Below are 21,861 nucleotides of genomic sequence, written 5' to 3'. Positions count from 1 at the left end.
TGCGCTTGCTTCATCCTAAACCTGTCCAACGCTATCTCGTTCGTTATCATGAAATCCCGATAGGCAGTTGGCATTTATGATGGCATAACGCGCTTGTCGGAATAAAAACTGAGGTAAAGCAATGCCTTGATGTGATTGTTGGGTGGCCATAGGGGTCACCATGGATCAAGAGCAGGGACCGGGCGCGCGGTTCCACGCACCCGGCGATCATGGATCAAAGGATCGTCTGGCCGGTCTTTTCCCAGTCGGCCAGAAAGCCGGCAATGCCCTTGTCGGTCAGGACATGGTTGAACAGCGCCTTGATGACCGCGGGCGGGGCGGTCATCACGTCGGCGCCGATGCGGGCGCTTTCCAGCACATGGATGGGGTGGCGGACGGACGCGACCAGAATTTCGGTGTCGAAGCCGTAATTGTCGTAGATCAGGCGGATGTCCTGGATGAGGGCCATGCCGTCAAAGCCGTTATCGTCGTGGCGACCGACGAAGGGCGAGATGAAGCTGGCGCCCGCCTTGGCCGCGAGCAGCGCCTGATTGGCGGAGAAGCACAGGGTGACATTGACCAGCACGCCATCGTCGGTCAGTGCCTTGCAGGTCTTGAGACCGTCGATCGTCAACGGCACCTTGATGCAGACATTGGGGGCGATCTTCCGCAGGACGGCGGCTTCCTTCATCATCGTCTCATGATCGAGCGCGACGACTTCGGCGGAAACGGGACCATCGACCAGCCCGCAAATTTCCTCGACCACTTCCAGGAACTTGCGGCCCGACTTGTGGATCAGCGACGGGTTGGTGGTGACGCCGTCGAGCAGGCCGGTGGCGGCGAGGTCACGGATTTCGGCGGTGTCGGCGGTGTCGACGAAGAATTTCATGGGATGCGGCTCCGGGGATAGGCGAATCCGGTCCCTTTAGCGGCTGGCGGACGGATTGGCCATCGCGGCGAAGGGCGATTGTGTCGGCGGGCCGGGGCGATTACAGCGCGGGCACCTTTCCAAAGGACCAGACATGCTCCGCTTATTGCGCTCCCGCCTGCTGGCGGGCGTCCTGCCGGCCATGGCGATCATTTCGCCCGCCGCCGCCGCGACCCAGGAATCGCAAATGTGGATCACGGAAATGGCGACGATCCGGGCCAGCAAGGCCGATCTGGTGACCATCGATTCGAGCCAGCGGGCGCGGTCGGACGCAGGCAGCGGCGGCGAGCAGTTTCTGGCGCGGATCGCGATCGACCATCGCATGACCCCGCTGGTGCAGGTTGGCGGCGGCATCGCCTATCTCAAAAGCCAGGTGGATCAGGAATTGCGGCTGTTCCAGCAGGTGACGCTCGGCAAGGGGATATGGCTGGCCCGGACCCGGATGGAGCAGCGTTTCTTCGACAATGCCGACACCGCCAGCTGGCGGCTGCGCCAGCGGGTGCAGGCCAGCGTGCCGCTGGACCGGGCGAAGCAGTGGACGGCGATCGTCGCGACCGAGCTGTTCTTTCACCTCAACCGTGCGCGGCCCAGCGACAAGACCGGGCTTGCGACGATCCGGCACCAGATCGGCCTGCGCCATCCGGTCAGCGATCATGTGGACGCGCAATTGCTCTATATGCGGCAGCAGAATTTCCGCGACGGTCGGCCCGATGTCGTCGCGCATATCCCATGGCTGACGCTGAGCGTGCGAATGTAGGCAGGCGGCATTTGCCTGCCGGGCGCCAGGCGCTAAGGACAGGGCATGTCCCGCGCCCGTGTCCTCCTGCTCAACGCTGCCCTGGGGCCGCTCGACTATCGCGTGCCGCACGGGATGAACGTCAAGCCCGGCAGCATCGTCGTCGCGCCGCTTGGGCCCCGCCAGCTGGTCGGGGTGGTGTGGGAGGAGGATAGTTTCCCCGACGTCGAAAGCGTGGGCGACAATCGGCTGCGCAACCTGATCGAGGTGGTCGACGCGCCGCCTTTGCCCGAAACGCTGCGGCGGCTGATCGAATGGACGGCGGACTATTATCTGTCGCCCCCCGCCGCCGTGCTGCGGATGGCGCTGGCATCGATGGCGGCGCTGGAGGGGACGCGCACCGTCATCGAATATAAGGCCAATGGCCGCCAGCCCGATCGCATGACCGACCAGCGCGCGCAGGCGCTGGAGCGGATCGGGGAGCGGCAGGGGCTGATCCGCGAACTGGCGCTGATCGGCGGGGTCAGCGACGCGGTGATTCGCGGCCTCATCAAGCAGGATATATTCGACGCCATAGAGGTGAGCGTCGATACCCCCTTCCCCTCGCCCGACCCCGACCATGCCCCGCCCGCTTTGTCGGCAGCGCAGGCGGAGGCGGCAACGACGATGGCGGACGCCGTGCGCGCGCATGATTTTGCGCCCTTTCTGCTCGATGGCGTGACCGGATCGGGCAAGACCGAGGTCTATTTCGAGGCGATTGCCGCCGCCATCCGCGCTAACGCCCAAGTGCTGGTGCTGCTGCCCGAAATCGCGCTGACCGAGCCGTTTCTGGAGCGGTTCGAGGCGCGCTTCGGCACGATCCCGGTCAACTGGCATAGCGGCCTGCGCCAGACCGAGCGGCGGCGGGCATGGCGGGCGATTGCCAGCGGACAGGCGCAGGTGGTGGTCGGCGCGCGGTCGGCGCTCTTCCTGCCCTATCCGAAGCTCGGCCTGATCGTCGTCGATGAGGCGCATGAGGCGAGCTTCAAGCAGGAGGATGGCGTCCATTATCACGCCCGCGACGTGGCGGTGATGCGCGGCCTGATCGAAAAATTCCCGGTCATCCTCGCGTCGGCCACCCCGGCGATCGAAACGCGGCATCAGGTCGAGCTGGGCCGCTATCGCGAAATCAGGCTGCCCTCGCGCTATGGCGGGGCGGAGATGCCGCAGATCGAGGGGATCAACCTGCTGACCGATCCGCCCGAACGCGGCCGCTGGATCGCGCCGCCTTTGGTCAAGGCGATCGACGAGGTGATGGCCAAGGGCGAGCAGAGCCTGCTCTTCCTCAACCGGCGCGGCTATGCGCCGCTGACGCTGTGCCGCCATTGCGGCTATCGCTTCCAATGCCCCAATTGCACCGCCTGGATGGTCGAGCATCGGCTGACCCACCGGCTGGCCTGCCATCATTGCGGCCATGTCGTCCCCGCGCCGCGCTTCTGCCCGGAGTGCAAGGAGGAGGATAGTCTGGTCGCCTGCGGGCCGGGGGTGGAACGGATCGCCGATGAGGTGAAGGCGCTATGGCCACAGGCGCGCACCGCCATCGTCACCTCCGACACGCTATTTTCGCCCGCCAAGGTCGCCGATTTCGTGAAGTCGGTGGAGGCGGGCGACATTGACATCATCGTCGGCACGCAATTGGTGACCAAGGGCTATCATTTCCCCAATCTGACATTGGTGGGTGTGATCGACGCCGATCTGGGGCTGGAGGGCGGCGATCTGCGCGCGTCTGAGCGCACCTTCCAGCAGATCATGCAGGTGGCCGGGCGCGCGGGGCGCGGGCAGAAGCCGGGGCGCGTATTCATCCAGACGCGGATGCCCGAAGGCGAAGTCATCAAGACGCTGATCGAGGGCGATACCGAGCGCTTCTACGCGGTCGAGACGGAGAATAGACGCCGCGCCAACGCCCCGCCCTTCGGCCGCTTCGCCGCGATCATCATTTCCAGCGAGGATGCAGATGAAGCCGCGCAGGTGGCGCGGCTGATCGGCAAGTCGGCGCCAGTGATAGACGGGATGCGGGTCTATGGCCCCGCCCCTGCGCCGCTTTCCGTCCTGCGCGGGCGGCATCGCCACCGGCTGCTGATCCACGCCACGCGGCAGGTCGACATACAGGCAGCGATCCGCGAATGGCTGGGCAATATCGTGTGGAAATCCAGCACCCGCGTGGCGGTGGATGTCGATCCCTATAGTTTCATGTGATGGACACGCCCTGCCGTAACCTCTGCACGCTCGACGCGGCGCGTGTCTGCACCGGGTGCGGGCGGACGATCGACGAGATCGTCCATTGGCGCAGCATGGGTGACGAAGCGCGCGCCGCCGTCATGGCGCGGGTGCGGGATTTCCCGGTTTCTTCGCCGCCTTCTCTGCCGCCTGGGCGTCCAGTTCCGCCTTCATCCTGATCGCCGCCTCACGCATGTCCGATGCGTGGGGCGAATAGGCGATGGGATCGAGCAGCAGCGAGGCCGTGGCATAATCGCCCCGTGCCGCCATGGCGTGGACGACATTGAAGCGATAGTCCGAACTTTGCGGTAGCAATGTGAAGGCCTTGTACAGGCCATCATAGCCAAGGTCGGGCATCTTGCCCCCGCGCATCGCATGATAGCGGTAGAAGAGCGCCAGCGGCACCGGGTCCTCCGTATCGGCGCGGTTGGCGCGGACGATGGCGGTCAGCGCCGCCTTCCAATCCTCCGCCTTGTCGCTGTCATGCGCGCGCTCCAGCAGGACTTGCGCGCGGACCGCATGGCCGCGCGATGATTGGGCATCTAGCGCGACCGCGCGGTCGGCGTCGGCCAAGGCTGCATCCTTGTCCTCCAAAGCCCATTCCGCTTCCGCCAGCAGTGCAGCCGCATAGGCAGAATCAGGAAATTTGGCAGCGGTGGCACGGATGGCTATCGCGATAGCGGGTAATTCGTCAGCCTTCGGGTGATTGATGAGCCGCAACTCATCTTCTACCAGCGCGCCTTGCGCCGGATCGACCGGGCTGACGACGATCTCGCCAATTTTCATCTCATTGGATTTGAGCGATGACGCCGACAAGCGATGGCGCATATAGGCTTTGAGATCCTTTTCCAGACCGTCAAGCCCGCCTTCAAAATAGCTGTCAGGCGACCGGTCTGGAACGCCTCTCACCAAATCCTCCAAATAGCTGGCGATTTCCTTGCGGCGCTCCGTCTTGTTATACTGATAAAAGTGGGTGAGCAGCCAGGCGGTGCCATAATAACGGTCACCGTCACGTCTGCTGAGATCGCCCGTGTCGCGGGCGAACAGATGTTTGACCGGATAGGGCTGGCCCAGCACCAGTCCGGGCAACCGCGCCATTGGTACATGGCCGAACTCGATCGCGCCGCTTTTCGGGAATTTTACGACCGAGAAAAACTCGGCAAATCCCTCGACATACCAGGCGGGATAGGCAGCCGGAAAGTGGTGCAGCATGAAATGGTGGGTATATTCGTGGAAGAGGATTTCCTCCGCGCCGAAATCAAATTTGCCGGTCTTGTCACCGCGCGCCAACACAGCAAAGGCGGTGCGGTCCGACGTGGTGTAAAAGCCACCAATATTGGGATTGCCCGCGAGCTTCTGCACTTTCCGGTCGTTGGACAGGAGATAGACCAGCACCGGGCTGCCTTGTTCAGGATCGGTCACATTGTACAGCCGCCGCAACAGGAAATCGAACTTCTCCAGCCGTTCGGCAAAGCCGCGCAGCTTTTCGTCATTGCCCTCGCTGTACACGGTAAAGTGACGGCTTTTCGCCTGCCACCACGCTGCCTGCGCCGTGCCGGGCAGCGCCGTCATCCATCCCATGCCTAGCAGAAGGGCCACCCATATCCGCATCGTCGCATTCCACCCCAAAAACCGGTGACCCCAAATTCCGGCGGCCAAAGTGGCGGAGACCGGACGGAATGGAAAGCGCAATTTGATCCGCTATTTCCCCTTTTCCCGCGCCAGCAGCGCCCGCTTCCGCTCGACGCCCCAGGCATAGCCGCCCGCCGTGCCGTCGCTGCGCAGGACGCGGTGGCAGGGGATGAGGACGGCGAGTGCATTGTCGCCGCAGGCACTCCCCGCGGCCCGCACAGCGCCGGGGCGACCGATGGCGGCGGCGATCTGGCCATAGCTGCGCGTCTGCCCGGCGGGAATGGCGCGTAGCGCGGACCAGACCGCCTGCTGGAAGGCGGTGCCCCCGATATCGACGGGCAGGTCCGGCGCGGCGCTTGGATGATCCACCAGCGCCACGACCGCAGCGGCGAGCCGGTCCAGCGCGGCATCGGCGGGTTGCAGATCGGCATGGGGGAAGCGGGCGCGCAAGGCCGCCTCGCCCTCGTCAAAGCTGATGCGGCACAGCCCCTTGTCCGTGGCGGCGACCAGCATCGGGCCAAGGCTGCTGTCGACCCTGCGCCAGCGGATGGTGACGCCGCGTCCGCCCGCCTGCCAGGCGCTGGGCGTCATCCCCAGATGGGACGCTGCATCGGCATAGGCGCGGCTGGGCGCGGCATAACCTGCCTCATAAATGGCTGCGGTCACGCTGCCGCCCGCATCGAGCGCCACCTTCAGCCGATCCGCCCGCAGCGTCCGTGCATAGGCGGCGGGGGTCTGGCCGGTCTCACGCTTGAACAGGCGATGGAAATGATGCGGGGCGTAGCCGACATGCGCGGCAATCGCGTCGAGCCGGGGCGTATCCTCCGCCGCCTCGATCAGGGCGATCGCAGCCGCCACGGCCCGCTGGTCCCGCGCCGTTTCGTCCGGGCGGCAGCGCAGGCAGGCGCGAAAGCCCGCAGCCCGCGCCGCTGCGGGATCAGGCAGGAAGCGCATATTCTCACGCTTCGGGTGGCGCGCGGCGCAGCTCGGCTTGCAATAGATGCCGGTGGTGGCGACGCAGCCCACGAACCGCCCGTCCATCGCCCGGTCACGGCGCAACACCGCCGCCCAGCACTGGTCGGGATCGGGCATGGAGGGCGCCGGAGCGATTGGGGCGGCGGACAGGCGGGTCATCTGGTTCATGGCGTTATGGGATAAAGCGAAACCCCTGGCCATGCTTCCCGTGCCTTGCGCTCAAAAAAACCACGCACTTTTCCCGATTGCGCAACGCCCGCCTTCGCATATGTATGCGCCCCATATGGTCGCTCTTTTCCGCTTCATCCTCCTGGCGCTCGCCCTTGCCGCGCCGGCTGCCTCCCATGCCGAACAGCAGGACATCGCCGCTGCCGCGCGCGGCGTGGTGCGTGTCGTGCTGGTCGCGACCGATGGCAGCGAAGCCTATTTTGTCGGCCATGGCAGCGGGCTGGCGGTCGCGCCCGACAAGATATTGACCAACGCCCATGTCGTGGAACTGGCGCGCGAGGAAAAGAATCTCGTCATCGGCGTCATCCCGTCCGAAGGGGCCAAAACCTATGGCGGGCGGATCATCGCCTTTTCGCCGGGCAATGACCTGGCGCTCATCCAGCTGGAACAGGGCAGCCTGCCGGTCAGCACTTTCTATGCCGGGGCCGTGACCGATGGCCAGCATGTCACCGCGATCGGCTATCCCGGCACGGTCGATCGGGCGCAGGGGCTGGGCCTCAAGCAGATGGTCGAGCCGGTGGCGACGGTGAAAACCAGCGGCAATGTGTCGGCGGGCCGCGCCAGCCGCAGCTTCGACACGTTGCTGCACACCGCGCCGCTTGCTGCCGGAAACAGCGGCGGACCGCTGGTCGATGATTGCGGCCGGGTGCTGGGGGTCAACAGCTTCGGGTCGGTATCCGACGGCAGCGACGCGGAATTCGGCTTTGCCGTATCCTGGCGCGAGATCGCCTCCTTCCTGCGACAGGCGGGCGTGTCATCGCTCCATACCATCGTTCCGTGCCGGTCCTTTGCCGACGCCGATTCGGCCGAAGCCGCCATCCTCCAGCGCGAATCGGCGATGAGCGAGCAGAAGCTGCGCGCCAGCGACAGCGCGCGTGAGCAAGCGATGGATCGCGCCCGCGATACTGCCGAGCGGGAGGTTATTTCCGCCCGCGAAAACGCCATGGCCGGGGCCGCTATGCTGCTGGCGCTGGCCGTGCTGGGCCTGGGCGCTGGCGGGCTGTTCTACAGCCAGAAGCGTGAGAAACATGCGACCTGGGCGCTGGCGACCGGTGGATTGCTGTTGTTCGGCGCGCTGGGGCTGTTCTTCTTCAAACCCAGCTTCGCCAGCATCGACGAGAAGGTCGCCGTGGCGCAGGACGGGGGCGTCGTCAGCAATGCCGCCTTCGCCTGGGCGGGCGACAATATCTGCAAGGTGGATATAGCGCGCAGCCGCCTGACCCTGTCGCAACCCAATGATATCGGCTTTAACTGGGCCGAAGGCGGCTGCGTCAATGGCGACACCCAATATGTCGCCAGCGGCACCGGATGGCAGCGGGTCACCATCCCGGCAGACGGCCATTATCTGGCCTCCAGCCGCTTCGATCCGGTCAATGGCGTGTTGCGCGTCGATCGCTGGCTGCCCGATGGGGATACGATGGCGAAGGCGCGCGCATTGGTGGGCGACAAACCGATTCCCGCCTGTGGCAGCAACCCGGAGGCGCTGGCCCGGATCGCCGCGCTGCAATCGCAAATGGCGGCCTTGGTCCCGGCCCAGCCCAATGAGCGGATCGTCTATCATTGCCAGAAAGGTCGGCTTGCCCCCGCTGACCCGAAATCGCTCGATCCCGCACAATAGTCGATTCGCGGCCGCAGAAAAACTCAGTCAAATGCCAGCGATTTCGCACTATTGACGGAATCGCGCAGCATGACTTGCATAGTCATAATCGCGCTGCTAACCGGCCCCTCAACAAGGGGGACGGGCGTAACTGCTCCCCCCTCTTTGCATGACCGGCACATGAGACGGAGGACGGCAAGCGCGTGGAGACTACCGGCAGCATACAGGCCAGCCTCAGCGGCCGCTACGCGGTTGCGCTGTTCGATCTGGCACGCGACGGCCAATCGCTCGATACCGTGGCGGAAAGCCTGGCCGCGTTGAAGGCGGCGATTGCCCAATCGCCTGATTTCAAAGCGCTTATCAACAGCCCCGTGCTGAGCCGCGATGCGTCTGGCAAGACGATCGGCGCGGTCGCATCCTCCATGGGGATTGATCCCCTGACCACGAAATTTCTGGGCGTGCTGGCCGGGAACCGCCGGCTTGGCCAGCTTCCCGCCGTCATCCGCGCCTATGAAACCCTGCTGTCGAATCATAAGGGTGAGGCCCGCGCCGAAGTCACCAGCGCGCATCCGCTGACCAAGACGCAGATCACAGCGCTGGCCAAAAGCCTCAAGGCCCGTGTCGGCCGCACCGTCGCCGTCGATGCCAAGGTTGACCCCGCGATCCTGGGCGGGCTGGTCGTCAAGATCGGCAGCCAGATGATCGACAGCTCCATTCGTACCCGTTTGAATAGTCTCGCTATGGCGATGAAAGGCTGAACATGGATATCAACGCCGCAGAAATTTCGAAGGTCATCAAGGACCAGATCGCCAATTTCGGCACCGAAGCGCAGGTTAGCGAAGTCGGTTCCGTGCTGACCGTGGGTGACGGCATCGCCCGCGTCCATGGTCTCGACAACGTCCAGGCGGGCGAAATGGTCGAATTCGCCAACGGGATTCAGGGCATGGCGCTGAACCTGGAAGCCGACAATGTCGGCGTCGTGATTTTCGGGTCCGACAGCGAGATCAAGGAAGGCGACACCGTCAAGCGCACCGGCACCATCGTCGACGTTCCCGTCGGCAAGGGTCTGCTGGGCCGCGTCGTGGACGGCCTGGGCAATCCCATCGACGGCAAGGGGCCGATCGTGTCCGACCAGCGTATGCGCGTCGAGCGCAAGGCGCCCGGCATCATCCCGCGCACCTCGGTCCATGAGCCCGTGCAGACCGGCCTCAAGGCCATCGACACGCTCGTCCCGGTTGGCCGAGGCCAGCGCGAACTGATCATCGGCGATCGCCAGACCGGCAAGACCGCCGTCGCGATCGACACGTTCATCAACCAGAAGGCCGCGAACGCCGGCGATGACGAGAGCAAGAAGCTCTATTGCATCTATGTCGCGATCGGCCAGAAGCGGTCGACCGTCGCGCAGATCGTCAAGCAGCTCGAAGAAAATGGCGCGATGGAATATTCGATCGTCGTCGCCGCGACCGCTTCGGAACCCGCCCCGCTCCAGTATCTCGCGCCCTACACCGGCGTGACCATGGGCGAATATTTCCGCGACAATGGTATGCACGCGGTCATCGTCTATGACGATCTGTCCAAGCAGGCCGTGGCCTATCGCCAGATGTCGCTGCTGCTGCGTCGTCCTCCGGGCCGTGAAGCCTATCCGGGCGACGTGTTCTATCTGCACAGCCGCCTGCTGGAGCGCGCGGCCAAGATGAACAGCGACAATGGTTCCGGTTCGCTGACCGCACTGCCGATCATCGAAACCCAGGCGGGCGACGTGTCGGCCTATATCCCGACCAACGTGATCTCGATCACCGACGGCCAGATCTTCCTGGAAACCAACCTCTTCTACCAGGGCATCCGTCCGGCCATTAACGTGGGCCTCTCGGTGTCGCGCGTCGGTTCCGCTGCGCAGACCAAGGCGATGAAGAAGGTGTCCGGCTCGATCAAGCTGGAGCTGGCCCAGTATCGCGAAATGGCGGCCTTTGCCCAGTTCGGTTCGGACCTCGACGCTTCGACCCAGAAGCTGCTGAACCGCGGTGCGCGCCTGACCGAGCTGCTCAAGCAGGCGCAATTCTCGCCCCTGCCGTTTGAAGAGCAGACCGCGTCGATCTTCGCTGGCACCAACGGCTATCTCGACAGCGTCGCTGTCAAGGACGTGACCCGCTACGAAGAACTGATGCTGGCCTATCTGCGCCACGATCATGCCGACGTGCTGACCACGATCCGCGACACCAAGGATCTGGGTGACGAGGCCAAGGGCAAGCTCAAGGCCGCGCTCGACAGCTTCGGCAAGACGTTCGCGTAACATAAGCCCTCTCCCTTGAGGGAGAGGGTTGGGTGAGGGTGGCCCGGCCTCGTTGAGGCAGAACACCCTCACCAAGTTCAACTAGGCGGCAAGCCGCCAAGTTTCACTTGCCTCGCCTCCTCAAGGGAGAGGGAAACACGGGATTGAGATGGCTAGCCTCAAAGAACTGAAGATCCGCATCGGGTCGGTCAAATCGACCCAGAAGATCACCAAGGCGAAGCAGATGGTCGCCGCCGCGAAGCTGCGCAAGGCGCAGGCTGCAGCGGAAGCCGCGCGCCCCTATAGCAGCCGTCTGGAAGCCGTCGTCGCCTCGCTTGCCTCGAAGATTGCGGGCGGTTCGGGCGAAGGCGCATCGCCCCTGCTGGCTGGCACCGGCAAGGATGACGTCCATCTGCTGGTCGTCGCCAACTCCGACCGTGGCCTTGCTGGCGCGTTCAACGCCAACATCGTCAAGGCCGCGCGCGCCAAGGCGGACGAGCTGATCGAGCAGGGCAAGACGGTCAAATTCTATCTGATCGGTCGCAAGGGCCGTCCGGTGATCAACCGTATGTATCCCGGCCAGATCGTCGCCCAATATGACACGACCGGCGCGAAGCAGCCCGGCTATGATCAGGCGCACGCCATCGCGGGCGAGCTGACCGACATGTATCTGAACGGCAAGTTCGACGTCGCGCATCTCTTCTATTCGCGCTTCAAGTCGGCCCTCGCCCAGATCCCGACCGAACAGCAGATCATCCCGGTCAAGATCCCCGCTGACGCCGACCGCAACGCCATCGCCGCAACGGTTGAATATGAGCCGAGCGAGGAAGCGATCCTGGACGACCTGCTGCCGCGCAACGTCGCGATCCAGCTGTTCAAGGCGCTGCTGGAAAATAACGCATCCGAACAGGGCGCGTCGATGACCGCGATGGACAATGCCACGCGCAACGCAGGCGACCTGATCAACAAGCTGACGATCCAGTATAACCGCAGCCGCCAGGCCGCGATCACCACCGAACTCGTTGAAATCATTTCGGGCGCTGAAGCCCTCTAAGCACACGCACGCAAGGAAGCAGTCATGGCAACCACCAACAATGTAGGCCGCATTTCGCAGGTCATCGGCGCTGTCGTCGACGTGACCTTCCCTGATGCGCTCCCGTTCATTCTTTCGGCGCTGGAAACCAGCAATAACGGCCAGCGCCTGGTGCTGGAAGTCGCCCAGCATCTGGGTGAAAACACCGTCCGCACCATCGCGATGGATTCGACCGAAGGCCTGACCCGTGGCCAGGAAGTGACCGACACCGGCGCGCAGATCAGCGTCCCCGTCGGCCCCGCCACGCTCGGCCGCATCCTCAACGTCGTTGGCGAACCCATTGACGAGCGCGGCCCGGTCGCGACCGAAATGCGCTCGCCCATCCATGCCAAGGCGCCTGAGTTCGTCGATCAGTCGACCGAAAGCTCGATCCTGGTCACCGGCATCAAGGTCATCGACCTTCTCGCCCCTTACGCCAAGGGCGGCAAGATCGGCCTGTTCGGCGGCGCGGGCGTCGGCAAGACGGTTCTCATCCAGGAACTGATCAACAACATCGCCAAGGGCCATGGCGGCACGTCGGTGTTCGCAGGCGTGGGTGAGCGGACCCGTGAAGGCAACGATCTCTATCACGAATTCCTCGACGCGGGCGTCATCGCCAAGGACGCTGATGGCAATGCCATCTCCGAAGGCTCCAAGGTCGCCCTCGTTTACGGTCAGATGAACGAACCGCCGGGCGCGCGCGCCCGCGTCGCCCTGTCGGGTCTGACGATCGCGGAATATTTCCGCGACGTCGAAAATCAGGACGTGCTGTTCTTCGTCGACAACATCTTCCGCTTCACCCAGGCAGGCGCGGAAGTGTCCGCTCTGCTCGGCCGTATTCCGTCGGCCGTGGGCTATCAGCCGACCCTGTCGACCGACATGGGCCAGTTGCAGGAGCGCATCACCTCCACCAACAAGGGGTCGATCACCTCGGTGCAGGCCGTCTATGTTCCAGCGGACGATTTGACCGATCCGGCACCGGCAACCTCGTTCGCGCATCTTGATGCGACGACCGTTCTCAACCGCGCCATTTCGGAACTGGGCATCTACCCGGCGGTCGATCCGCTCGACTCCACCAGCCGCGTGCTGGAGCCGCGTACCGTGGGCCAGGAACATTATGACACCGCCCGCGCGGTCCAGTCGATCCTGCAAAAATACAAGTCGCTGCAGGACATCATCGCCATCCTGGGCATGGACGAGCTGTCCGAAGAGGATAAGCTGACCGTCGCCCGCGCGCGCAAGATCCAGAAATTCCTGTCGCAGCCCTTCCACGTCGCCGAAGTCTTTACCGGCATCAGCGGCAAGTTCGTGGCGGTCGAGGACACGGTCAAGTCGTTCAAGGCTGTGGTCGACGGCGAATATGACCATCTGCCCGAAAACGCCTTCTACATGGTCGGCGGCATCGACGAGGCCATTGAAAAGGCCAAGAAGCTGGCTGCCGAAGCGGCGTAAATCCAAATTCCCCTCCCGCTTGCGGGAGGGGTTAGGGGAGGGCCTGTCATGGGCTATCCCTGACCAACATCCCCTCCCCCGACCCCTCCCTAAAGGGAGGGGGGAGTAAGAAAAATGGCACTGCATTTTGAACTCGTGACCCCCGAAAAGCTCTTCCGGTCGGAGGATGTCTATCAGGTCGTGGTGCCCGGCACCGATGGCGACTTCGGCGTGCTGGAGGGTCATGCGCCCTTCATGTCGACCGTGCGCGACGGCAGCATCCAGATCTACGCGACCGCAGGCTCCACGCCGGAAATCATCCCGGTCGAGGGCGGTTTTGCCGAGGTCAATGAAAAGGGTCTGACGGTCCTGGCCGAAAAAGCCGGCTGATCACGGCACCTGACAACCGGCCAAACGTGGCGCGGTCATCCAGAGGGGCGCTCGACAGCGCCCCTTTTTGTTGGGTTTCACATCATTTGCAAAACCGACACCAAAATCCTCCCCTGCAAGGTTCGGCAGAGGCACGTGACTCTGCCGAAGGGGACCGCTGGCGTAGCCAGTGGTGGAGGGGTGTCGCCCTATCGAGAGGGTGACACCCCTCCGTCTGGCCTGCGGCCATCCACCTCCCCTTGCAGGGGAGGATGGGCTTTGTTCAACACGCCAATATCGGATTAGCAAACTGCATAATTGCGTTTTTATTGGTGATCACTCGTAGAACGGCCGGATTTCGATCTCGCTGGGTCCAGGCATCGGGTTGGGGCAGCGCTTGGCCCAGGCGACCGCTTCGTCCATGTCCCTGACATTCCAGAGCCAGAAGCCCGCGACCTGATCGCCGCTGGGCGTGAACGGGCCATCGATCACCGTGCGATCCGCGCCGTTGAACGCGATACGCTTGCCCTGCGATGTAGGGGTGAGGCCATCGGCGGCAACCAATATTCCAGCGTCGCGCAAAGCGTCATTATAGCGACCCATTGCCGCCATCATCTCGCTCGTCCAGGGTTCGGGGAACTGACCCGTTTCGCTATCTCCAGTCGCCTTCACCAACACCATAACCCGCATCCGCCGTCTCCCTGCTCAATGCAGGGCTATCGCGTATGACTTTGCGTCACCCCCAAACGTCATGCTGAATTTATTTCAGCATCCATTTATCGTCGCAGACAACGGCATGGGCTGGCGAAATGGACCCTGAAACAAGTTCAGGGTGACGAGTAAGATAGGCATGGTGTCATATGCGATAGCCCTGCTGTCCTATGGGGCAATGTTGGCAATCTGCATCCTTACCGCAACTTTTTTATGCATGGGGCGGGCAACGCCGATTGCCGCACTCGCCCCGCCTTGTCATGAACAAGCCCAATGATCGCCCCGCCCCCTTCCCCCGCGCTCCAGCGCCCTTTGCCCGGCGGCTGGCTGATCGCGTTGCTGGTCGGCTGGCTGGGCGTCGATCAGCTGCTGCTGTGGCGCTTTCTGGATGTCATGCCGCTCTGGGCCTATGGACTGGGCGCGCTGCTGATCGCGGCGCTCTGTGTCGCCATCGTCCGTTCGGCGCGCAGCTTTGCCGGGCCGACGCCTGCGACATGGCTCATTTGCGTCGGCGTAGCGACGATGCTGCTGGCGTTGGGGGGAGAAGGCCGCTTCTTCTACGCCAATATCGACTGGCAGGTGCGGTTCGCGGTGCTGCGCGACATGAGCGTCAATCCCTGGCCCTTCGTCTATACCACGCGCGGCGAACCCGACCTGCTGCGCGCGCCGATCGGCATGTTCCTGATCCCTGCGCTGGCGGCCAAGGCGCTGGACGGGCGCGCCGCCGACATCGCGCTGCTGGTGCAGAACAGCCTGCTGATCAGCACGTTGCTGGCTTTGGGGTCCACCCTGTTTGCGACACGACGCGCCAGGCTGATCGCGCTTGCTGTGGTGATCGGGTTCAGCGGCCTCGACGCGCTGGGGCGTATTCTGTTTCGCGGCGGGCTGTCGGATCATCTCGAAAACTGGGCCTATCTCCAATATTCATCGACCATCACGCTGGCCTTCTGGGTGCCGCAACATGCGCTGTCGGGCTGGATCGGCGCGCTGGGCTTCCTGCTGTGGCGGGCGGAAAAGCTGCCGCTGGGCGTCTATCTGGCGCTGCTGCCTTTGACCGCGCTCTGGTCGCCGCTGGGGCTGATGGGCGCAATGCCGTTCGCGGCGCTGGCGGGCATAAGAAGCCTGCGCGCCCGCGGCATCCACCCCGCTGACATCGCCCTGCCCGCACTCACCACACTACTGTGTCTTCCCGGTCTGCTCTATCTCAGCGCGGCAGGCGATGGGGTTGGCGTGCGGCTGATGGCGCTGTCGCCGCTGCAATGGGGCCTGTTCGAGCTGCTGGAGGTGCTGGTCTATGTCGCGCCGCTGGCACTTTTGGTCCACCGTCCCCGCTTTGGCCGCGATACGCTGGCGCTACTCACATTGTGGCTGATCGCCATTCCCTTCGTCCAGATTGGCGCGTCCACCGATTTCATGATGCGCGGGTCGATCTGCGCATTGACGATACTGGCCGTCATGGTCGCCGATGCCCTCCTCAACGCGCCCCGCGCGCGCCTGCCGCTGGTCGTGCTGCTGGCAATCGGGTCCGTCACTGGCATTGTGGAAATCCGCCGGGCGCTGGCACATACCGCCGCGCCGCAGGTCCGGTGCAGCCTGTTCAAGGCGTGGGACCAGAGTTTCGGCGATTTTCCGATCGACTCCTATGTCGCGCCATTGGGCAAGATGCCGTCGCTGGTGCGGCCCGCCAACCCCGCGCCGGTCAGTGCCGCCGAACCCGCCCGCTGCTGGGACGGGCCATGGCACCATCCCGACGATCCGTCAGGCTGACAAGATCGCGTAGAGCGACAGGCCGATGGGGAAGCGCATCCGACCAAGCAGATGCTGTTCCCAGCCGAATATCCGCCGCAACAGGCCGTTGACCGGCGGCGATGGCTGCGCGTCCAGCCCGCCCTTGCGCCCCAGCAGCCGATGCGCGGTCCGGATCGCAACCGCGAGGGGAAAGAGCAGGCTGTTGAAATAGCCGATCGCCTCGACCTTCAGTCCCGCCTCCTGCGCCACCGCGCGCAGCCCGGCCAGCGTATAGCGGCGCTTGTGATGGTGCAGCACATCATGGTCGGACCAGAGCCATGGCACCGCCGGAACGGTCAGCAATATCCGCCCCCCCTCCGCCAGCCGCGCGCGCAAAGCGGCAAGCGAGGCGCGATCCTCCTCCACATGCTCCAGCACGTCGAGCAGGGCAATCAGGTCATAGCGGGCACCGTCAAAACCGATCCGGCCGGGCAGCATTCCCGGTTCGATCCGGGCGATACCCCGTTCGCTGGCGTGGCGTCGCGCGTCATCATCATATTCCAGCGCATCGACGCTGCCATGGCGCGCCAGCATCGCCAGATTGCCCCCGGTGCCGCAGCCCGCCTCCAATATGCGCGCGTCGGCGCGCGGCGCAATCCGGGTGCGGATCAGCGCGTCCAATATGGCGCGGCGGGCGACGAACCACCAATGGCTCCCCTCCTGCGCGCTCAGGCTCGCATAGGCTGATCGGTCCATTCCTGTTCATCCCTGATTGGCGTGGCGACCGGGGCCACCGGCGCAGCGGACTGGTCCGCGACCACATAGAGCGGCCGCTGCCGCACTTCGCGCGCGACACGGCCGAGATATTCGCCGATGATGCCGAGGCTCAGCAGATTAAGCCCGCCCAGCCCCAGCACCGCGACCATGATGGAGGCATAGCCGGGCGTATCGACCCCGGTGATGATCGTATGCGCGACCAGAAAGGCGGCATAGGCAAAGGCCAGGCAGGCAATGCCGCCGCCAATATAGGACCAGATGCGCAGCGGCATGGTGGTCGATGCGGTGATGCCGTCGATCGCCAGCGACCAGAGCTTGCCCAGCCGCCATTTGGTCGTCCCCGTCCCGCGCGCGGCACGCACATAATCGACCGTGGCGACGCGAAAGCCGATCCAGCTGAACAGCCCCTTGTTGAACCGTGCCTGTTCGCCCAATTGCTTGATGACGTCCACGGCCTGCCGGTCGAGCAGGCGGAAGTCGCCGACATTTTCGGGTATGGGATAATCGGACAGGCGGTTGAGCAGGCGGTAGAAGGTGCTTGCGCTCGTCCGTTTGAACCAGCCGTCGGTGGACCGGTCTGTGCGGCGGGCGTTCACCACCTGCGCGCCCGCCAGCCAGTGGCGGACCATATCGACGATCACCTCCGGCGGGTCTTGCAGATCGACGTCGATCGGGATCACCGCGTCGCCGCAGGCATGGTCGATTCCCGCCGCAAGCGCCGCTTCCTTGCCGAAATTGCGCGACAAAGTGACGCAGCGCACGTCGGGATTGAGCCGCGCCAATATCGCCAATATGTCGCCGGTGCGGTCGCCGCTGCCGTCATTGACGAACAGATATTCCGCCCGCGCATCCGCGCCGATCAGCGCCAGCGCACGCCCCACCGCCGGACGCGCCGCCTCCAGAAACAGCGACAGGCTGTCCTGCTCATTATAGACGGGGATGACGATCGACAGGGTGCGCATGGGCGCGATGATCCTCACGGAAAAGCTGCCTCTGCTATCGGCCATAATGGTTAATAATGTTCTACCCTCGTCCGCCCATAAGAAGTCTATTAACCATTGTTGGTCATGACTTTACGCAAGAGCAACCGGAAGGAAGCGGTGCGTGAACTCCATATATGGCCGTCTGGCGTTGATCGGCCTAATGGCGATCCTCATCATGCTTCCCAATCTGTTGTGGGGACCAGGCGATACTGACGATGTGCGGTACAGCTTTGTCTGGGCGGAACAGTTCGGCAAGGCGATGGCGGCGGGCAACCTCTATCCGCGCTGGCTACCCGACAGCTTCCAAGGTCTGGGTAGCCCGTCCTTTTATTTCTACCCGCCCGCCAGCTACTGGCTGGCAGGGGGCCTCAAGGCCATCGGGCTGAGCACCCAGTTGGCGATCACCGCCAGCTTCACGATCCTGCTCGCCCTGTCAGGCGCGACAATGCACGCCTGGCTGGCAGATCGCGGCACGCGCCCCATGCTCGGCGCATTGCTTTATATGGCCGCGCCCTATCATCTGATGGACATTTATGTCCGCGGCGCACTGGCCGAAACGGCGGCCTTTCCGTTGCTACCCCTGGTCGCGCTGGGTATTGCGCGCCTGCCCAGGCGCAACGGATTCATCCTGCTCTGCCTGTCCTTCGCCGGATTGCTCATCACCCATCTTCCTATGGCGCTTCTAACGGGCCTGTTTCTGGTCCTGCCGTTGCTGGTCTGGCGGTTGCGTACTGATCGAACTGTCTTGCTGCCCGCTGCGCTGGCCGGCGCGCTGGCATTCGGGCTTGCGGCTTTCTACCTCGTTCCCGCCCTGACGCTCCAGCGCTATGCATCAACCCAGTGGCTGTGGGGACCATATCACCAACCCTCGTCCTGGTCGGCACTGTCGCCGCACTCCCTGATTTATCAGTTCCCGGCGTTCCTCGCTGTCGCGCCCGTCGCTATGCTCATTGCATCAAGGGCGCAGCAACCCTGGCGGCTTATCACATGGGTGACCGGCCTTGCCTCGCTTGGGCTGATCCCGTTCCTCTGGGACTTGCCGCTGTTGGGCCAGGTCCAATTTCCCTGGCGTCTCCTGGCAATTGTGGAGTTTGCTGCCATAACCGCCTTCATGTCTGCCCGGCCCCAACCTTGGGCCGCGCGACTGGCCGCCATTCTTGCCGTATTTGCCTATGGGCATTGGACCCAACGGACAGTGGACAGCTTTTCCCGACCGGTGGATTTCCCGGCATTGGCGCGCGATCTGCCCGATGCGGCGGAATATCTGCCGACCGGCTTTGACGGCAAGCTCATCCGAACAACAGATCGGATGATGGATTTGCGCCAATGGCAAGGTCTGCCACGCAGCGATGTCGTGACGGTAAAGCGGCCCGGCCCTGTCACAGTCGGTCGCGCCGCCTTCCCGATCTGGCAGGTTGAGCGCGAAGGGGTAACGATCCCGTCCGCTGGGCCAATACTGCATTTCGTGGCGCCCACACCCGGCACCTATCGCATCGAACGGGTGCGGCTGTGGCAGGAAAAAGTCGGCGCGACGATCAGCCTGATCGCGCTGCTGGGGCTGGCGCTGCTGATCCTTCGCCGCCGCATTAGCCATTTGTCAAAGTTTCCATCTTATTCACCTTCCCAAGCCCTATCTGATCGGCCTTCTTTCGGGCGGCTTCGATCGCGAATTACTGGCGGAGACCTATGAGCGCCTTTGGACGGAAAAATGGACCTGCTGGCATCAAGCCCGGCTTTGGCGTCGCCCGGCCGATGCAGGGTGGCGGCGCACCCAAGGACGAACCGCGCGGCGGTGACCAATTCCCCCCGCTCGACATCGCCGCCTTGCCGGGCGAAACCAGCTTCGATCCGCTCACCGCGCCGACCAGCCAGATGCAGCGCAATGCCGATGCGATCCAGCGCCTGTCCGACCGCGCCAATCACGAACATGTGGCTGACGCCGGGCCGCAGGGTTTTGAAGCCAGCGTCCACAAGATCAAGGAACAGGTGCTGCCCCGCCTGCTGGAGCGGGTCGATCCTGAAGCTGCCGCCACCCTGACCAAGGATGAACTGGCCGAGGAATTCCGCCCGATCATCATGGAAGTGCTGGCGGAGCTGAAGCTGACCCTCAACCGGCGCGAACAGTTCGCGCTGGAAAAGGTGCTGGTCGATGAATTGCTGGGCCTGGGGCCGCTCGAAGAATTGCTGTCCGACCCGGACGTGACCGACATCATGGTCAACGGCCCGGACCAAACCTATATCGAAAAAAAGGGCAAGCTGATCATTGCCCCGATCAAGTTTCGCGACGAGGAGCATCTGTTCCAGATCGCGCAGCGGATCGTCAGCAAGGTCGGCCGCCGCGTCGACCAGACCACCCCGCTGGCCGACGCCCGCCTGCCCGACGGCAGCCGCGTCAACGTCATCGTGCCGCCGCTGTCCCTGCGCGGCACCGCCATCTCGATTCGTAAATTTTCGGCCAAGCCGATCACCATCGACATGCTGGCCCAATGGGGCGCGATGAGCCCCAAGATGGCGACGGCGCTCAAGATCGCCGGGGCCTGCCGCTTCAACATCGTCATTTCGGGCGGCACCGGTTCGGGCAAGACCACGATGCTCAATGCCCTGTCGAAGATGATCGATCCGGGCGAGCGCGTGCTGACGATCGAGGACGCCGCCGAATTGCGGCTGCAACAGCCGCACTGGCTGCCGCTGGAAACCCGCCCGGCCAATCTGGAGGGCAATGGCGCCATCACCATTGGCGATCTGGTCAAGAACGCCCTGCGTATGCGCCCGGACCGGATCATCCTGGGCGAAATTCGTGGCGCGGAATGTTTCGATCTGCTTGCCGCGATGAACACGGGCCATGACGGCTCCATGTGTACGCTCCACGCCAACTCACCCCGTGAATGCCTGGGCCGTATGGAAAATATGATCCTGATGGGGGACATTAAAATCCCCAAGGAAGCCATTTCCAAGCAGATCGCCGACTCGGTGGATCTGATCATCCAGGTCAAGCGCCTGCGCGACGGTTCGCGCCGCATCACCAACGTGACCGAGGTGATCGGCATGGAAGGCGACGTCATCGTCACCCAGGAATTGTTCAAATTCGAATATCATGACGAGGATGACAGCGGCAAAATCGTCGGCGAATATCGGTCGATGGGCCTGCGTCCCTACACGCTGGACAAGGCGCGCATGTTCGGCTTCGATCAGCCTTTTCTGGAAGCCTGCCTGTAACGAATCATGGCTGGCGGGGATTTCCCCTCCAGCCCCCTTGCTTCCACTCGCTACGACCGGCACACCCCTCTTCTGACGTATCGAGAGAGGACTGCCGATGAACCGTCTCGCCCGTGCCGGACTGCTGCTGACCGGCCTTGCCCTGCCCGCTTTGCCCCTGATGGCCCAACATGCCGGCCATGGCGATCATGCCGCGCACAAGGCGGCTGACCCAATTGCCGCCGCCATCGCCGCGCCCAGCCGCACACCGACCAATGTCCTGCGCGACACATATCGCCACCCGGCCGAAACATTGGCCTTTTTCGGTGTCACACCGACCCAGACAGTGGTGGAATATTCCCCCAGCGGTGGCTGGTACACCGAAATATTGGCGCCGTTGCTGCGCGATCAGGGCAAATTCTACGCGCTGCAACCCACCGGTCGCTATCTGGATGGCTACAGGACATTCCTGGCCGCCAAGCCTGATGTCTATGACAAGGTGATGGTGGTCGCCCACCCCGAAGCGACCGCGACGATCCCCGCCAACAGCGTGGACACGGTGCTGACCTTCCGCAATGTCCATAATTTGGTGATGGGCGGGACGGAGGCGGCGACCTTCGCCGCCTTCTTCGCCATGCTCAAGCCCGGCGGCACGCTGGGCGTGGTCGATCATCGCCTGCCCGAAACCCGCGACAGCGCGCTGGAAAAGACGAGCGGCTATCTCAAAGTCTCCACCATCCGCCGCATCGCGGAGGCCGCCGGTTTCACCTATGTCGGCGCGTCGGAAGTGAACGCCAATCCCAAGGATACGGCGGACTGGGCCAAGGGCGTCTGGACCCTGCCCCCGGTGCTGACCAACAAGGATGTCGATCGCGACAAATATCTGGCGATCGGCGAAAGCGACCGGATGACGCTGAAATTCGTCAAGCCGCTGCAATAGGCCCTAACCGGTTGCGCCACGGCGCAACCGGGCTAAGGCGGAGCGGTGACGCCCT

At 63.8% G+C, this 21,861-nt stretch carries 19 protein-coding genes; 13 read left to right on the top strand and 6 right to left on the bottom strand.

The features are described from left to right. Positions 1-214 precede the first annotated feature (214 nt). Entirely contained in the window at positions 215-868 is a 654-nt protein-coding gene (gene fsa / locus D0Z70_RS13605) for a fructose-6-phosphate aldolase (protein WP_006949896.1), read from the bottom strand. Positions 869-1,001: 133 nt separating this feature from the next. Between fsa and D0Z70_RS13600 the strand changes: the two genes are divergently transcribed. From D0Z70_RS13600 to D0Z70_RS13590, 3 genes are read left to right on the top strand one after another with little or no spacing between them, the layout of a single operon-like run. Continuing rightward, positions 1,002-1,664: a DUF2490 domain-containing protein gene (locus D0Z70_RS13600; RefSeq protein WP_119747295.1), complete on the top strand. Its 663-nt coding sequence runs from the start codon at positions 1,002-1,004 to the stop codon at positions 1,662-1,664. Between the two features lie 45 nt (positions 1,665-1,709). After that, positions 1,710-3,878 carry a primosomal protein N' gene (locus D0Z70_RS13595; protein ID WP_119747293.1) on the top strand — a complete coding sequence of 723 codons (2,169 nt, stop codon included), beginning with the start codon at positions 1,710-1,712 and terminating at the stop codon, positions 3,876-3,878. After that, complete coding sequence (locus D0Z70_RS13590) at positions 3,878-4,078, top strand: DUF1289 domain-containing protein (protein WP_119747291.1); 201 nt, start codon at positions 3,878-3,880, stop codon at positions 4,076-4,078. The genes D0Z70_RS13595 and D0Z70_RS13590 overlap by 1 nt, the downstream gene beginning before the upstream one ends. Here D0Z70_RS13590 and D0Z70_RS13585 read toward each other — a convergent pair. Beyond that, positions 3,999-5,510, bottom strand: a complete 1,512-nt coding sequence (locus D0Z70_RS13585) for a hypothetical protein (RefSeq protein WP_119747289.1) — start codon at positions 5,508-5,510, stop codon at positions 3,999-4,001. The two genes, D0Z70_RS13590 and D0Z70_RS13585, sit on opposite strands and share 80 nt — an antisense overlap. Before the next feature lie 90 nt (positions 5,511-5,600). Further along, complete coding sequence (gene ada / locus D0Z70_RS13580; protein ID WP_119747287.1) at positions 5,601-6,674, bottom strand: bifunctional DNA-binding transcriptional regulator/O6-methylguanine-DNA methyltransferase Ada; 1,074 nt, start codon at positions 6,672-6,674, stop codon at positions 5,601-5,603. Between the two features lie 115 nt (positions 6,675-6,789). On the opposite strand from ada, the gene D0Z70_RS13575 reads away from it, so the two are divergent. From D0Z70_RS13575 to D0Z70_RS13550, 6 genes are all read left to right on the top strand, one after another. Beyond that, complete coding sequence (locus D0Z70_RS13575; protein ID WP_119747420.1) at positions 6,790-8,352, top strand: S1C family serine protease; 1,563 nt, start codon at positions 6,790-6,792, stop codon at positions 8,350-8,352. A gap of 182 nt (positions 8,353-8,534) precedes the next feature. Further along, on the top strand, positions 8,535-9,089 hold the full coding sequence (locus D0Z70_RS13570; RefSeq protein WP_119747285.1) for a F0F1 ATP synthase subunit delta: 555 nt from the start codon (positions 8,535-8,537) through the stop codon (positions 9,087-9,089). A gap of 2 nt (positions 9,090-9,091) precedes the next feature. Beyond that, a complete protein-coding gene (gene atpA, locus D0Z70_RS13565; RefSeq protein WP_119747283.1) occupies positions 9,092-10,621 on the top strand; it encodes a F0F1 ATP synthase subunit alpha in 1,530 nt (509 codons plus the stop codon). Between the two features lie 148 nt (positions 10,622-10,769). Continuing rightward, positions 10,770-11,654, top strand: coding sequence for a F0F1 ATP synthase subunit gamma (locus D0Z70_RS13560; RefSeq protein WP_119747281.1), 885 nt, complete (start codon positions 10,770-10,772; stop codon positions 11,652-11,654). A gap of 24 nt (positions 11,655-11,678) precedes the next feature. Further along, the gene (gene atpD / locus D0Z70_RS13555) at positions 11,679-13,124 is read left to right on the top strand and encodes a F0F1 ATP synthase subunit beta (RefSeq protein WP_119747278.1); all 1,446 of its coding nucleotides are present in this window, start codon (positions 11,679-11,681) and stop codon (positions 13,122-13,124) included. A 114-nt stretch (positions 13,125-13,238) separates the two neighbouring features. Continuing rightward, the gene (locus D0Z70_RS13550; protein WP_006951519.1) at positions 13,239-13,493 is read left to right on the top strand and encodes an ATP synthase F1 subunit epsilon; all 255 of its coding nucleotides are present in this window, start codon (positions 13,239-13,241) and stop codon (positions 13,491-13,493) included. 315 nt (positions 13,494-13,808) lie between these two features. Here the strand turns inward: D0Z70_RS13550 and D0Z70_RS13545 are convergent, their stop codons facing one another. Beyond that, on the bottom strand, positions 13,809-14,162 hold the full coding sequence (locus D0Z70_RS13545) for a YciI family protein (protein ID WP_119747276.1): 354 nt from the start codon (positions 14,160-14,162) through the stop codon (positions 13,809-13,811). 294 nt (positions 14,163-14,456) lie between these two features. On the opposite strand from D0Z70_RS13545, the gene D0Z70_RS13540 reads away from it, so the two are divergent. Further along, the gene (locus D0Z70_RS13540) at positions 14,457-15,950 is read left to right on the top strand and encodes a hypothetical protein (RefSeq protein ID WP_119747274.1); all 1,494 of its coding nucleotides are present in this window, start codon (positions 14,457-14,459) and stop codon (positions 15,948-15,950) included. Here D0Z70_RS13540 and D0Z70_RS13535 read toward each other — a convergent pair. Next, positions 15,942-16,667 carry a class I SAM-dependent methyltransferase gene (locus D0Z70_RS13535; RefSeq protein ID WP_119747272.1) on the bottom strand — a complete coding sequence of 242 codons (726 nt, stop codon included), beginning with the start codon at positions 16,665-16,667 and terminating at the stop codon, positions 15,942-15,944. The two genes, D0Z70_RS13540 and D0Z70_RS13535, sit on opposite strands and share 9 nt — an antisense overlap. Beyond that, entirely contained in the window at positions 16,640-17,650 is a 1,011-nt protein-coding gene (locus D0Z70_RS13530; RefSeq protein ID WP_119747418.1) for a glycosyltransferase family 2 protein, read from the bottom strand. The genes D0Z70_RS13535 and D0Z70_RS13530 overlap by 28 nt, the downstream gene beginning before the upstream one ends. A gap of 142 nt (positions 17,651-17,792) precedes the next feature. On the opposite strand from D0Z70_RS13530, the gene D0Z70_RS13525 reads away from it, so the two are divergent. From D0Z70_RS13525 to D0Z70_RS13515, 3 genes are all read left to right on the top strand, one after another. Then, entirely contained in the window at positions 17,793-19,361 is a 1,569-nt protein-coding gene (locus D0Z70_RS13525; RefSeq protein WP_239018921.1) for an integral membrane-like protein, read from the top strand. Further along, positions 19,358-20,887, top strand: a complete 1,530-nt coding sequence (locus D0Z70_RS13520; protein WP_119747268.1) for a TadA family conjugal transfer-associated ATPase — start codon at positions 19,358-19,360, stop codon at positions 20,885-20,887. Before D0Z70_RS13525 ends, D0Z70_RS13520 begins: the two co-directional genes overlap by 4 nt. A gap of 97 nt (positions 20,888-20,984) precedes the next feature. After that, complete coding sequence (locus D0Z70_RS13515; RefSeq protein ID WP_119747266.1) at positions 20,985-21,806, top strand: class I SAM-dependent methyltransferase; 822 nt, start codon at positions 20,985-20,987, stop codon at positions 21,804-21,806. Positions 21,807-21,861: the final 55 nt, after the last annotated feature.

The sequence above is a fragment of the Sphingobium terrigena genome (assembly GCF_003591655.1).
GTDB classification, from domain to species: Bacteria; Pseudomonadota; Alphaproteobacteria; order Sphingomonadales; family Sphingomonadaceae; genus Sphingobium; species Sphingobium terrigena.
This window is presented reverse-complemented; position numbering and strand designations above follow the sequence as displayed.